Source organism: Bacillus pinisoli, assembly GCF_023036475.1.
Lineage (GTDB): Bacteria > Bacillota > Bacilli > Bacillales > SA4 > Bacillus_BS > Bacillus_BS pinisoli.
Genome location: NZ_JAJQKI010000001.1, coordinates 44,654 through 58,386, shown reverse-complemented (window position 1 = coordinate 58,386; position 13,733 = coordinate 44,654). Strand labels below are relative to the sequence as shown.

The 13,733-nt window shown below is 37.4% G+C and carries 16 protein-coding genes and 1 tRNA gene; 9 read left to right on the top strand and 8 right to left on the bottom strand.

Annotation, left to right across the window (positions count from 1 at the left end):
* The first annotated feature begins 60 nt into the window (after nt 1-60).
* Together LT143_RS00355 and LT143_RS00350 are read left to right on the top strand one after the other, a co-directional pair.
* A complete protein-coding gene (locus LT143_RS00355; protein WP_246938554.1) occupies nt 61-354 on the top strand; it encodes a hypothetical protein in 294 nt (97 codons plus the stop codon).
* A 15-nt stretch (nt 355-369) separates the two neighbouring features.
* On the top strand, nt 370-1,284 hold the full coding sequence (locus LT143_RS00350; protein ID WP_246938553.1) for an MBL fold metallo-hydrolase: 915 nt from the start codon (nt 370-372) through the stop codon (nt 1,282-1,284).
* On the opposite strand, the gene LT143_RS00345 is transcribed toward LT143_RS00350, so the two are convergent.
* The 7 genes from LT143_RS00345 to LT143_RS00315 form a co-directional block, all read right to left on the bottom strand.
* Complete coding sequence (locus LT143_RS00345; protein WP_246938552.1) at nt 1,281-1,955, bottom strand: YetF domain-containing protein; 675 nt, start codon at nt 1,953-1,955, stop codon at nt 1,281-1,283. The two genes, LT143_RS00350 and LT143_RS00345, sit on opposite strands and share 4 nt — an antisense overlap.
* Nucleotides 1,956-2,083: 128 nt before the next feature.
* Nucleotides 2,084-2,509 carry a GNAT family N-acetyltransferase gene (locus LT143_RS00340; protein WP_246938551.1) on the bottom strand — a complete coding sequence of 142 codons (426 nt, stop codon included), beginning with the start codon at nt 2,507-2,509 and terminating at the stop codon, nt 2,084-2,086.
* A 3-nt stretch (nt 2,510-2,512) separates the two neighbouring features.
* The gene (locus tag LT143_RS00335; RefSeq protein ID WP_246938550.1) at nt 2,513-3,028 is read right to left on the bottom strand and encodes a YjcG family protein; all 516 of its coding nucleotides are present in this window, start codon (nt 3,026-3,028) and stop codon (nt 2,513-2,515) included.
* Nucleotides 3,029-3,115: 87 nt separating this feature from the next.
* Nucleotides 3,116-3,844 (bottom strand): alpha/beta hydrolase, encoded by a 729-nt coding sequence (locus tag LT143_RS00330; protein WP_246939119.1) that lies wholly within the window; start codon nt 3,842-3,844, stop codon nt 3,116-3,118.
* Between the two features lie 119 nt (nt 3,845-3,963).
* Complete coding sequence (locus tag LT143_RS00325; protein WP_272495647.1) at nt 3,964-4,479, bottom strand: metallophosphoesterase family protein; 516 nt, start codon at nt 4,477-4,479, stop codon at nt 3,964-3,966.
* A gap of 3 nt (nt 4,480-4,482) precedes the next feature.
* Nucleotides 4,483-4,806: a hypothetical protein gene (locus LT143_RS00320; protein WP_246938548.1), complete on the bottom strand. Its 324-nt coding sequence runs from the start codon at nt 4,804-4,806 to the stop codon at nt 4,483-4,485.
* 103 nt (nt 4,807-4,909) lie between these two features.
* Nucleotides 4,910-5,158 carry a hypothetical protein gene (locus LT143_RS00315; protein WP_246938547.1) on the bottom strand — a complete coding sequence of 83 codons (249 nt, stop codon included), beginning with the start codon at nt 5,156-5,158 and terminating at the stop codon, nt 4,910-4,912.
* A gap of 134 nt (nt 5,159-5,292) precedes the next feature.
* Here LT143_RS00315 and LT143_RS00310 point away from each other — a divergent pair.
* Nucleotides 5,293-5,364, top strand: a tRNA-Val gene (locus LT143_RS00310).
* A gap of 122 nt (nt 5,365-5,486) precedes the next feature.
* Here the strand turns inward: LT143_RS00310 and LT143_RS00305 are convergent.
* On the bottom strand, nt 5,487-6,017 hold the full coding sequence (locus LT143_RS00305; protein WP_246938546.1) for a DUF6241 domain-containing protein: 531 nt from the start codon (nt 6,015-6,017) through the stop codon (nt 5,487-5,489).
* Between the two features lie 254 nt (nt 6,018-6,271).
* Between LT143_RS00305 and LT143_RS00300 the strand changes: the two genes are divergently transcribed.
* From LT143_RS00300 to LT143_RS00275, 6 genes are all read left to right on the top strand, one after another.
* Nucleotides 6,272-7,303 carry a TAXI family TRAP transporter solute-binding subunit gene (locus LT143_RS00300; RefSeq protein ID WP_246938545.1) on the top strand — a complete coding sequence of 344 codons (1,032 nt, stop codon included), beginning with the start codon at nt 6,272-6,274 and terminating at the stop codon, nt 7,301-7,303.
* Nucleotides 7,304-7,395: 92 nt separating this feature from the next.
* Entirely contained in the window at nt 7,396-9,363 is a 1,968-nt protein-coding gene (locus LT143_RS00295) for a TRAP transporter permease (protein ID WP_246938544.1), read from the top strand.
* A 20-nt stretch (nt 9,364-9,383) separates the two neighbouring features.
* The gene (locus LT143_RS00290) at nt 9,384-10,100 is read left to right on the top strand and encodes a FadR/GntR family transcriptional regulator (protein ID WP_246938543.1); all 717 of its coding nucleotides are present in this window, start codon (nt 9,384-9,386) and stop codon (nt 10,098-10,100) included.
* A 201-nt stretch (nt 10,101-10,301) separates the two neighbouring features.
* Nucleotides 10,302-10,928 carry a fumarylacetoacetate hydrolase family protein gene (locus LT143_RS00285; protein ID WP_246938542.1) on the top strand — a complete coding sequence of 209 codons (627 nt, stop codon included), beginning with the start codon at nt 10,302-10,304 and terminating at the stop codon, nt 10,926-10,928.
* Between the two features lie 81 nt (nt 10,929-11,009).
* Nucleotides 11,010-12,428: an FAD-binding oxidoreductase gene (locus LT143_RS00280; RefSeq protein ID WP_246938541.1), complete on the top strand. Its 1,419-nt coding sequence runs from the start codon at nt 11,010-11,012 to the stop codon at nt 12,426-12,428.
* Nucleotides 12,421-13,722, top strand: coding sequence for a (Fe-S)-binding protein (locus tag LT143_RS00275; RefSeq protein WP_246938540.1), 1,302 nt, complete (start codon nt 12,421-12,423; stop codon nt 13,720-13,722). The genes LT143_RS00280 and LT143_RS00275 overlap by 8 nt, the downstream gene beginning before the upstream one ends.
* Nucleotides 13,723-13,733: the final 11 nt, after the last annotated feature.

The following is a 13,733-nucleotide window of genomic DNA, read 5'->3' as shown; positions in this document are numbered from 1 at the left end:
CTTAACACGAATCGTTTAGTGAGTGAGAAAAGTGGGTAAATAAATAAGGAGGTGTTGATAGTGGGTTATATTCTACCAATTACTCAGCATGAATATACACAATATGCAAACCGGATGGTGAAAACGGGGGTATCCCCATATGTATTGACGCCAATTGCAAAGGTATCTATGGAAAAAAAATTAAAAGACCGTCATAATAGAGAACAATCGGATTATAAGTTTGAGGCCTCTGAAGAGTTGACTAGTGTAAATTCTTACAGAAATCAAGCACAAAAGCCTACAAAAACAAAAGTTAGTCCTCGATTAATTTCAAAGATTACCGGTAAAGGAAATCATATAAACGAAGCAATATAAAGGTTGAGTGTAAATATGGAATTTATTCAAATCAATGAGAATCAATACTATTTTAAAGCTGCTGTTAATATTGGCTATGTAAAACAAGCTCATTCAAATAAAGGTTTGCTTATCGATGCTGGGTTAGATCAGCAGTCTATGAAGAAAGTGTTAAGGAAACTTGATGAAGAAAAGCTACCTGTTACTCATCTTTTTGTGACACATTCTCATGCCGATCACTATGGTGGAGCCGCCTTTCTGCAAGAGAAATTTGGTGTTTACACCATGGCTCCTTACTTAGAGGAAGCTATCCTTCGATATCCCATTCTGGCATCTTCTTCTTTCTTTCAGTCAAATCTTCCAATAGATGAGCTGCGCAACAAATTTATAGAGGGACAAGCCATTCATATACATCAAGTGATACATGAAGGAGTGTATGAAATTGATGGATTTCACCTTGAATTCATTAGTCTTCCAGGGCATAGTCTAAACCAGCTTGGGGTTAAAGTAAACGATTTACTGTATGCTTCTGATTCCTACTTTGGAACAGAGGCGCTAGACAAACATAAGATTCCTTACATTGTTGATCTTGAACAAACCTTTCATTCTCTAGAAAAACTACAGAAGATTAATTGTGAAGGAGCCATTCCTGGCCACGGTGAATTTGAAGAAAAATTCCAATCTACGATTACAGCTAATCAAGAAAAGCACCAAGAGATACTGCATTCAATTAAGGAAATTATAGACATACATCCTAACGGTATTAGTCATGAACAACTTGTCCAATTGATGTGCAATCGTTGGGATGTGGTCCTTACTAACATGACGTCATGGGCCTTATACAGGACAGCTATTACGTCTTACTTAACGATGTTATATAAAAATCAAGAGATACAATTAGACATTATTCAAAATACGCTAACCGTAAGAAAAAAAGAGGGAGAAGCCTAGTACTTAATGACGTGCAAGGCTTCTCCCTCTCTCCATTCTGCGTATAAGCAGTCTCGTATTCGGTTACAACCATGAACCCGTAACTGACTCAAAAGCCATGATTGATCTAATCCAGATTCTCTCATGTTATCTTCAATGACCTCTCCATCCGTAATTAAAGCAATAGGTAAGTAGACAGGTTCCTCTTTAATATTCAAGTCTTTTCTAGTAGGTGCATCAAAATTTGATTTCCTTAACACACTGACGGTCCCATCGATTTCTAATATGGCATATTCAACTTCTTTAATAGAAAAAACATCTTTCTTCCGAAGCAGGTCCTGAAGCTGATTAAGATCTAATTTATTCTTCTTTAACTCTTCATAAATAATTTTTCCCTTTTTAATAATGAGTGAAGGTTGTCCTTCTAATAAGTCCCGAGATTTCTTAAACTTCTGTGTAGCTAGTTCGGTTACGTAAATGAGTAATCCCCAAATAAATACAACATAGATAATTTGTACAAAATTTATGTCTTTGTCGTGTACAGCTCCACCCACTAATTCACCTAACACTAAGGCGGAAATAAAGTCGAAAGGTGTTAACTGATTAATCTGCGTTTTCCCGAGAGTCTTAGTTGTGATCATTAAAGCTGTGTATCCAACTAATAATTTAATCCCAATCCCCAAAAAGTCCATGCGTGTCACCTTCCCTTTTCTCTCGTTACTTAGAATGTGCAGGAAGCGCCATATTTATGATGAGGAATCTTAGGATGAAACAAATTCGCAAAATAAAAAACTGCTACTATCACTAGTAGCAGTTGACCTTATACCTCTTTTACCATCGTAACGTGAGGAATGCCGGCATCAAGAAAAACATCTGAGATGGTTTGATACCCAAGTTTCTTATAAAAGCCTTCTGCATGTGTTTGAGCATTCAGCTTGAGTTTGTGATAACCCTTTTCCTTTGCAATGACTTCAAGACGATCCATAATATTTTTGCCTAATCCTAATCCGCGATGAGAATCAAGGACACAGATTCTTTCCATCTTGCCGATACCGTCAACATCACGTAATCTTCCCGTAGCAATGGGTTGTTTTTCAGTGTCATACATGATGACATGTGTACATTCATTCTCATATTGATCAATTTCTTCTTCTTCAGGAACCTGTTGTTCATTAATAAAGACGATTCTTCTAACTTTTAAAGCATCTTCAAATTCCTGTTCATTGCTTACAACTGTTACGTTCAATGTTTAGCATTCCTTTCCGAGGTGGAATGTTTCATGGACAGTCCACGAACCATTTTCTAATTGATATAGTAATTGGAAACGATCCACCGTTTCTTCATAATTCACTTTTGTCATTTTAAGTGAACTTAATACATCAGAGTGCTCATCATCGGATAAGTTTTGAGCAATTGTAATATGGGGAACATACGCATACTCGCGATCCGTTGATAAAATTCCCTCATGCATTTTATTATGCAGCACTTCTAATTCAGGTTTAGCTTCCACCCCGAAGTAAATAACATTATTTACAGGATGAAAAGAGCTTACTTTATATACATTGACCTTAAATGCTTTAACCTCAGATGCGATTTTATGTAATTCTTGAACAATCGCTTCGACTTGGTTTTCTTCCACTTCAAATCCACTCTTTAGTGTAATGTGTGGAGATATAAGAGCGTAGCTTGGGTCATAACGCTTACGAAATGAATTCGCATAATCTTGTAATTTTTTGGACGGAAATATAGCAATACCATATTTCATAGGAATACCTCCCTTAAAGTATATAAATATCAATCAATTTTATTTAAAAGTACTATTATTATAGCAAATATTCAAAAAATAGTCACATTAGTCATTAAGGATATAATGTAGTGCTTGCTTCAAATCAGGTTGCCAATAAGTCCAAGTATGATCGCCTTCAAATTCATTACAAAGTGACTCGAAATTTTTATTCTTAATTAGATTTGACAGCTCTTGGTTTGGAGTAACAAAGTCTTTGATTTCACCGTCTGTAGTCTTTACAGAATCCTCTTTAGTTCCGAATGTATGATAAAGCTGTAAAAGATGTGGAGAAGGAAACTGTTCGACTTTATGTAAAATAGATGAATCCACGTATGGAGATTGCATTGCTATTTTCCCAAAGGTATGAGGATACTGTAAGCCTGTAAGCAATGATATAGTCCCGCCTAAAGAATCACCTATGAGAACTCGCCCCCGTCCCATTTGGTAGGTAGGTAAAGCTTGGTCTAGATAAGGAACTAATTCATGTGCTAGAAAGCGAATATAAGAATCCTTTTGCTTACCCTCAGGATGGTACTTTTCACGTCGATCTCGAACACTTGAATAAGGAACCCCAACAATAATTGTATTAGGTATTTTTTTCTCTTCAAGCAATTCTTCTGTTACGCGAGCAATTCGACCTAAATTAAAATAGTCTTGTCCGTCTTGAGCAATAACAAGATGATATTTATATAACGTTGAAAAATTTGCCGGTTTATATAGAAGTAAGGTTAATTCTTCTTGTAAAGCTTGACTATAAAAAGTGATTTCCTCTGTCTTCCCGGTCATAGATGCCATCTGTCTAACCTCCATCCATTGTAGCTTTTGCATGAACGTGCCTAATTAAGCAAGTACAGCAAACTCATTTGTTAGTAATTTTTATTTTAGCATAAAAGGAGGTTGTCGTTGTATAGAGTTTACTTTCTACCAACTAGCTCATCCTTTGAAAAGTATTCATGGCGTATGGATAAAGATTCTTTTATTTCAATGACTCCATAAGAGAAAAAAGGTTGACGGCGTTTGTCAGTAGGTGAACCTGGATTAAATAGGTGAATACCGTCTTTCTTTTTGTTAATCGGTATATGAGAGTGTCCAAATAAAATAACGTCAACTGAATTAGTTAAAAATGCACGAGTGGCTCTTTCTTCGGTTGATTTTCCTTTTCCAAGATGTCCATGGACCAATCCGAAACGAAAGCCTTGAAAGGAAACAACTTTACAGAATCCAAATTGCTCTATTAATTCACTGGGATCACCGTTACCGGCAACTCCATCCACTGGTGCAAAGCCTTTAAGTGTTTCGTATAGATCTACTGATTGCCAATCTCCTAAATGCAGGATGTGGTCTGCCTGGGACAATGCTGAAACTAAGGGAACTGGTAGTACTTTTGATTTTTTAGGCATATGAGTATCTGAAACCACAATAATCTTCATCTTCTAATGTAGTAAGCCCGTATTTGTTTCAAGTTGCAAAGCTTGCTGCTCTCCAAGGGGAGTTAACGGTATGATGGATAATTGATAGTACTTCTCATGATGGGAATCTAAGAAAACCTCAACATCCTGATTTTTACCTAATAGCCAACGATATTGCTCTGGAGAAAGTCTTTTATAAATGATGTCTATATGTAGCTGCGCGCCAATATCATGTATAAATTGATCAAAAATTAACCCTTCTGCATCATTTTCTAGTTCATCACTTAGTTCTTTTGCATATTCACTTTTACTAAAAAAAGTTGTAGGGATTTTATACTCAAAATTCATCTGATTTCCTCCTTTAAGGAATAGTTTACTGCACGAATACTATGTTATGTAGAGAATTTGAAAATGAAAGAGTGTGTTCTGATAAAAGGAAAGAGCAGAAAGTTTATCTTCCTGCCGCATGTTTGAAAGGGGACTCTTGGTTATTTTGTACAGGATATATAGATAATATATTTTGTAAGGAAAAAGTTCTTTCCGTTTTACGAAGATAGCAGTATCCTTTGACCCAAAAAGGCGTTACTTTTTTAATTTTAATTACACGATGTGTAAGTGAGCCAGATGCCGATAAGTAGATTATCTCAGCACGCTGGTTTCTTTCGAATAATTTTTCTAGAACTGGTTGAAATGTACTCATCATGATCACCTCAAATATATTATAATCGAACATTTGTTCTGTTTGCAAATGTTAAAATGAAATAAATTTTTCACATACTTTGGACATTGACTTTTTTCACTTATTCCGATATATTATTCCTACATCCCATATACGACTTGTTAGCTCAGTGGGAGAGCACTTCCTTGACAGGGAAGGGGTCGGGGGTTCAAGTCCCTCACAGGTCATTAAAAAAACACTTTTATATAAAAGTGTTTTTTTGTTGTCGTCGTCTAAAACGTCTAAAATACAAACACCCCAGCCAACCTTCAGATTGACCGGGGTGTTTTATAAATTATTAAACTAAATGTTATTTATTAAAATGCTTCTCAATAAATTTTCTTTCCTCATCAGCTGTTAACACTCCAGTAGCTTCCCCAATATTCCCGTTTTGCAATTTCCATATTGAATTGTGATCATCGTCAGCAGAGGAGAAATTTCCTTGTAACCAGCGATTCAGAATATCTATATAGAGTTTACTATGCTTATAGTTTGATTGATTATGTTCGACAATGACTAATAACCTTCTAATTCTTTCAGGAGTAATTTGGATCGCACCCCATTTTTCATCAGCCTTTACCTTTTGATGAGACATAAAATGAATGGCATTTTGTATTTGGTATTCTTGCATCTCAAGAGGAAAGATTTCTTCAACTCGTTTTGCATCATCCACGATATTTATAGATAAAGTTTTACTTTGATCAGTTGCTTGAGTAAAATCAGCAGCCTCTTGTTTTTGTTTTAAATTAGAGGAAGTTGCTTGACTCCAAACCATATAACCAAATAATCCGGCCAGTACAATCAAGGATATGCTTACCACTTTAATTTGCAGCTTGTTCATTATGTATTGCCTCCTTATTCGTTAAAACTATTTAGAGCTCGTAACAATCACCTATATTCGATTTAATCATTATACCATAATTAGGAAATTATTGACGCGCTAAAGGTAGTAGTTAATCATGTTGGTAATTGTCGAAAAATTCATATTAAAAAAATATTGAAATAGATTTGTAATGTTGTATACTTGTATTACAAATTATTTTAAGCGCTTTCATTTCCAGCGTTTGAAAAATTTAGCTTAATAGGGGGAGAACAATGAAATTTCTAAGAAACAGAAAAAGTATTATGTTTGTCAGCCTTTTAGCACTACTACTACTTTCAGCATGTGGCGGAACAAACCAAGCCGGTGGCGGGGGAGCTAAAAAGCAATTCGTCACAATTGCAACTGCATCAACTGGTGGTACATATTATCCAATTGGAGTAGGGATGGGAAATCTATGGTCTGAAAAATTGGCAGATCAAGGGATTAATGCAACTGGTCAATCTTCAGCAGGATCTGTTGAAAATATTGATTTACTTCGTAATGGAGAAGCACAAATGGCAATCCTTCAAGGATTAATTGGTGCTCAGGCATACACAGGAAAAGGTAATTTTGAAGGAAATGCATATGAAGATTTACGTTCAATTTCAATGTTATGGCCAAATGTTGAGCACTTTGTATTAATGGATTCTAAAGTGTCAACGGGTACCATTGCAGATATCGAAGGTTCAGTATTCTCAGTTGGTCCACAAGCTAGTGGTACAGAACAATCGACTCTAGTTATCATGGAAGCTCTTAATCTAACAAAAGAAGACATTACGCCAGAATATCTTGGATATGATGATGCTGTTGCATCTATGCGTGATGGACGTTTAGAAGGAGCATCAATGCCAGCAGGTATTCCAGTAGCTGCTCTAACTGACGCATATGCTAGTGGAGTAAAGGCTACTATTCTTGAAGTAACAGATGAGCAAATGGAAGCAGTAAATGGTGTATTCAATACTTGGTACCGCTATACAATTCCAGCAGGAACTTATCCAAAGGTTGATAAGGAAATCCAAACAATTGCTCAACCTAACTTCCTTGGAGTAGCAGGAGACATGGATGAAGAGACAGTTTACCAATTAACAAAGGCACTTTATGAAAACTTAGATCAGATGTATGAAGTTCATAACTCTGCAAAGGAAATTACGCTTGAAACTGCACTAGATGGACTACCAGCACCACTTCATGCAGGAGCTTATAAATACTTTAAAGAGGCGGGACTGGATATTCCAGATCACCTAATCCCACCTGAAGCAAAATAATCTAACAAGAAAAAATATGGAGATGGGGAGTAAATTCCATCTCCATATTTTAAGTAATTGGTTTATTTGCAAAAGTGAAAGGAGGAATATATATGGCAAATGAAAAACAAGTTGAATTGCAATTGGATAAAGAAGCCGGTGGAGGAATGAGGTTACTCTCAGGTAAACAGGCGTTAGTATTAGCCATTGTTGGCGCTCTTTTATCTGGTTTTTCGATTTATGTAAATGCTTTTACAAATATCCAAGAAATCTATCGTAACTCTGCTTTTTTAGCCTTTTTATTAATTTTAGCTTTGCTTTTATATCCTGCCAGAAAAAGTGGTGACAGAACTAAGTTCAACGGTTTAGACATTGGATGGACAGTGTTGGGATTAATAGGGGTTGTTTATATTTTATTCTCCTACTCCACGATTCATAATGTTCAAATGTCCAACGCTATTACAAGAGACTACATTTTTGCAGTTATCACGATTGTTGTTTTACTAGAAGCGGCTCGCCGTTCGATCGGAATTTTCATTCCATTACTCGCTTTAATAGCCATTGTTTATGCGCTATTCGGGCCCTATTTTCCAGGAATGTTTGCACATGCGGGCTTCACTTTCGAACGTTTGTTATATAGATTGTATATGACAACTGAAGGTGTGTTCGGCATCACATTATCCATTGCCTCTACTTATATTATCCTCTTTATTTTGTTTGGTGCGTTTCTAGGTGCGAGTGGTGCATCTAAGCTGTTTAATGACTTAGCCATTGCTGCAGCTGGACAGCGACGAGGGGGACCTGCTCAAGTAGCAGTTTTATCAAGTGCCCTTACAGGTTCTTTAAGTGGTAGTGCTGTCGCAAACGTAGCCACAACAGGGACATTCACTATTCCATTAATGAAAGGGATTGGATTAGCTCCAAGATTTGCGGGAGCAGTTGAAGCAGCGGCTTCTACCGGTGGTATGATCATGCCGCCAATCATGGGAGCGGCAGCCTTTATTATGGCTGGTTTCTTAGGAGTATCGTATACCGTTATTATTTTAGCTGCTATTATTCCTGCTTTACTGTATTATAGTGCTTTAATTATTGCGATTGATATTGAAGCGAAAAAGAAAGGCTTAAAGGGAATGAGTAAAGATTCAATACCTCTTGTAAAAGAAGTACTAAAAGAGGGTGGAATCTTATTATTACCGATTGTCATTGTTATTGGAACTTTACTAGCAGGAAAAACGCCATTATTTGCAGGTTTTGCAGGGATTGGTTCAGTTATTGTGTCAAGTTGGCTAACTAGAAACAAAGAAAATCGAATTACCATTAAAAAAGCAATTGACGCATTAATAGAAGGAGCAAAGGGAACAATCCAAGTTGGTATTGCTTGTGCTGCCATCGGAATCATTATCGCGGTTGTGACGATGACTGGTTTAGGTTCTGCGATTGCTTATAATGTTTTAGCTCTTTCAGGTGGTCAATTATGGATCATATTAATCCTTGTTATGATCACATGTATTGTTCTTAGTATGGGTTTACCATCAACAGCTTTATATATTGTGGTAGCTGTCACAGCGGCACCGGCTTTAGTTGAAGCTGGAGTACACCCAGTTGCTGCTCACTTCTTTGTATTCTGGTTTGGTGCTATGTCTAACATTACACCTCCAGTAGCATTAGCCTCTTATACGGCGGCTGGATTAGCTGGAGCAGATGCAATGAAAACGTCCATAACAGCACTAAAATTAACATTACCTGGATTTATTATCCCGTTCATGATTGCTTATAACCCAATCTTTGTCATGCAAACATCAACAGGAGAACCAGTTTCTGTTTTAAATGTAGTACTTGCAGCAGTGACAGGTCTTTTAGGGGTATTCTCATTGTCAGTCTCAACATTTAATTTCTTTTCAACAAAATTAAACATTATAGAGAGAATTGGTTTCTTCGTTGGGGCATTTTTATTAATTAAACCAGGTGGTATAACAGACCTGATCGGTATCGGTATCATGGCAATCTTACTAGCCGTTCACATGACTCGAGCAAAAAAGAAACCGAATTTAAATAATGATCTAAATATAAGCGGAGCATAAAACATGAAGGGGGAAGCGGAATGGTAGAATCCATTAATCGCAAAAAGGTATCACACCAAGTATATGAACAACTAGAAATGATGATAAGAGACGGTAAGTTTCCCCCTAACAGTAAGTTACCGACAGAGAACGAATTGGCAAAAATGTTTGGGGTAAGTCGTTCTCCTATTCGGGAAGCTTTAAGCGTATTGGCTGCAAGTGGGTTAATTGAATCAAGGCAAGGTGGAGGAAGTTGGGTTAAAGAAGTACAAATGATAAATATGCTAGACCGTTTTTCCTTTGAGATGATTGAGGTTGAAGAAGTGTATCATCTGTTGGAAATGAGGACGATTATTGAGACGGAAGCTGCTGCCCTTGCAGCAGAAAGGCATACAGATCAGGATATAAAAGAGCTAGAGTTGGCTTTGAATGCGTTTCGTCAGACACTTGAGGATGAAAAGAGTGTAGGGTCTGAAGCAGATTTTGAATTTCACCGTGTGATCGTTAGGGCTACCTATAACCCGTTTTTTATTCAGACAATTGATAACCTAGCAGACCTTTATCAGAAAGCATTACACTATTCTTTGAAAAAGAACATTGGTAGCACGCGTAAAAGAGAAGAAGTGTTTAAAGAGCATGAGGCCATTTTTCTTGCCATAAAAGAAAGAAACAAGGAAAAGGCCCGTCAAACGATGCAACATCATTTGAATGTTGTAAGGTTAAAAGTTGGCGATCCAAATGCTAGTGTTTATTTCTAAGGCTCTTTTATAAGACTTTGTTTCTTAATACCTTGAAACCTATCGATCATTGTTAGAATAGAGCAACTCTATTAAGTACTGACCACAGTACTACCGAGTAAAAATCCGGATATTGGGATTTTTACGAAAGCAACAATCTATACGAAAAGAGCCATTTCTAATGAATATTAAGAAAAGACTAAAAGGATAGAGGCGATAAAAATGGTTGAAGTAAAAAATATCTTTTGTATCGGAAGAAACTATGCTAATCATGCATTAGAGCTAGGAAATGCAATCCCTTCTTCACCGATATTATTTTCTAAGCCAACGCATTCTTTAGTAAAGGCAGATGGAAGTGAAATACGCTATCCAGGAGGTCGTGGAGAAATTCATCACGAGCTTGAAATTGTCTTACATATTGCAAAAGATGTCCCAGAATCTTTTGAAGTTGAAGATGTAGTGGACCAAATGGCACTTGGAATAGATTTTACTCTTCGTGATGAGCAATCGAAGCTGAAGGATAAAGGTCATCCTTGGCTAAAGGCAAAGGGGTTCCCGAATTCAGCTGTTATAACAGATTTCTGGGCTTTCCCTGGTGTTGAAGGATGTAAAGAAGTGGAATTCTCTCTTTCAAAAAATGGAGAAACTGTTCAACTAGGAAACATTAGAGACATGATGTTTGATTTTAAACAAGTGATTGAGCATTGTAATTATTATTTTGGTCTTAAAAAAGGTGACATTATCTATACGGGCACACCAGAAGGAGTTGGGCCTATTCGTCATGGTGATACCCTATCGTTACGATGGGGACAGGATGAAAAGGGAAGCTTCAAGGTTGCACTTGATTAAGTAAAAGGAGGTTATCACCTTCTTTTTTGCTAGGGTCATATTTTAATAGAAAAAATCTAAGACAGATGAGGTGAAGTAGACATGGCGGAGCTCTCTCCTGAAATCACTGAACAACTTATATCAATCGTAGGAGATCCTAAGAGGGTGCTTTTAAATGAAGCGGACCGATATAGTTATTCCTTTGACGCATCCTTTGGCATTCATCTACCAGATGTTGTGGTTCAGCCATTGTCAACTAAAGAAGTATCTGAAATTATGAAGCTTGCCAATCAATATAGAATACCTGTATGTCCACGAGGACAAGGTACTAGTTTAAGTGGAGGTCCTCTTCCTGTTAAGGGAGGAATTGTTCTAGATTTTGCTAGGTGGAATCAAACATTAGAAATTGATGTAGAGGACATGGTCGCTATTGTTTCACCAGGAGTGTTAACAGCAGATATACATAAAGCAGCGAACGAGTGGGGAATGATGTATCCACCGGACCCAAGTAGCTCAAGTGTTTCGACAATCGGTGGAAATCTTGCTGAAAATGCAGGGGGACCAAGGGGATTAAAGTACGGTGTAACAAAGGATTATGTGATTGGATTAGAAGTCGTCACACCGGAAGGAGAAATCATCCGTACTGGTGGAAGAACGGTTAAGAATGTAACCGGGTATGATTTAACGAAGCTTATTGTTGGGTCAGAAGGGACACTTGGAGTAATAACAGAGGCTATTTTAAGGATAGTGCCTAAACCTCAAGCGACAAAGACGATGATGGCCATATTTGATGACTTAGTGGATTCAGGAAGGGCCATCTCAAAAATTTTAACTTCAGGAATTGTACCTGCCAAAATGGAAATCATGGACCAGGCTTCAGTCATCGCTGTTGAAGAATATGAACCTCTTGGACTACCGACGGATATTGAAGCAATATTGTTAATTGAGCTTGACGGACATCCAATTGCTATTTCTTATGAAATGCAGAAGGTACAGCAGGTGTGTAAAGAGGTGGGAGCAAGAGAAACAAAGGTAGCTCAAACAGATCACGAAGCAAATGAGCTATGGAAAGCTAGAAAGCTTGTTTCTCCAGCTATTGTCCGTATTAAACCTACTAAAATATCTGAAGACGCAACCGTTCCAAGAAGTAAAATACCAGATATGTTTAAGAGATTAAAAGAAATTAGAGAAAAATATCAGGTAGATCTTGTTGTATTTGGTCATGCAGGTGATGGAAACTTACATCCCAACATTATTGCAGATAAGCGGGATAAAGAAGAAATGCTGCGTGTTGAGCAGGCAGTTGGAGAGATTTTTGAAGCGGCAGTTGAGCTAGGAGGCACACTTTCAGGGGAACATGGAATTGGTACAATGAAAGCCCCTTTTATGGAGATGGAGCTTGGAAAGGCAGGCATTGATATGATGACACGAATTAAGAAAAGCTGGGATCCTAACAATATATTAAATCCAGGTAAGATTTTCCCAGAGCCTGGTCAAAAGCTTGTGTTGCATCATGAATAGTAAAATAACTTATCCGGGCCTTGCTTATGAAGAGACCTTTAGTTGTGTCCAATGTGGCTATTGTCTTCCCTCTTGTCCCACTTATATGACCATGGGCAAGGAGACTCACTCTCCTAGAGGTAGAATTAATCTCGTGAAAATGGCTGCTGAAGGAAAAATTCCTCTATCTAAACTAGAAGATCCAATTGAGCTATGTCTAGGCTGTCGAGCTTGTGAAACTGCCTGTCCAACCAATGTTCAGTATGGAGCAATCCTTGAGTCTGCCAAAGAAGTCATCTATGAAGATAAAAAGGATGCTACTAGTAGTCGTACAAAGTTGCTTCGTAAAGCCCTTTTTGAAATGACATTTCCTAATAAAAAGATGCTGAATTTTGTTGGCTATGGCTTACACATGTACCAAACAACAGGGTTGAAAGCACTAGCCCATAAAACAGGAATGGTTGACAAAATATTGCCTGAGTCCATGGTTGCGTTTGACCATATCATTCCAAAAGTAGACTCCCCGTTAAAAAAGAAAAGGAAAAACCATGTAAAGCCTGAAGGAAAAACGATGTATAAGATTGGCTTTTTTACAGGCTGTGTGATGGATGCTGTCTTTACTAGTATTAATGATCTTAGTATCAAGCTTTTACAAAAAGCTGGTTGTGAAGTTCAAGTGATCTCAGAACAAACTTGCTGTGGTGCTTTACAAAACCATAGTGGTGAGAGAAAGCTTGCTATAGAACTTGCTAAAAAGAATATTGAAGCTTTTGAGAAATATGAATTTGATTTTGTTGTGAATAGTATTGGTGGTTGCGGTGCTGCGTTAGTAGAATATGACCACCTATTAAAGGACGATCCCGTTTGGAGTGAACGAGCAAAGACGTTTGCAGAGAAGAATGTTGATATTAGTGTCATTTTAAACGAGCTTTCCTTACCTTTTACAAAAGAGATCAACGAGAAAGTAACATATCAGCCTTCCTGTCACATGACAAATGTTCAAAAGAGGGTAAAGGAACCGAGACAATTATTATTATCTATACCAGGCATCCAATATCAAGAGCTTCCTAGTCTGAATATGTGTTGTGGTTCAGCTGGGATCTACAATATTGTAAATTATCAAGAATCGATGGATATATTAGACGTGAAAATGTCTACTGTAGCAGAAGTAAAGCCGAGTGTCATTGTAACAACGAATCCAGGATGTCACTTGCAAATGAAACTTGGTGTAGAGCGTAAAGGTATGACAAAGGAGATCCGTGTGGTTCATCTTGTTGAATTATTAGCAGAGGCTTGTCAAATAAAAAATAGATAAGGTGGGGGAGA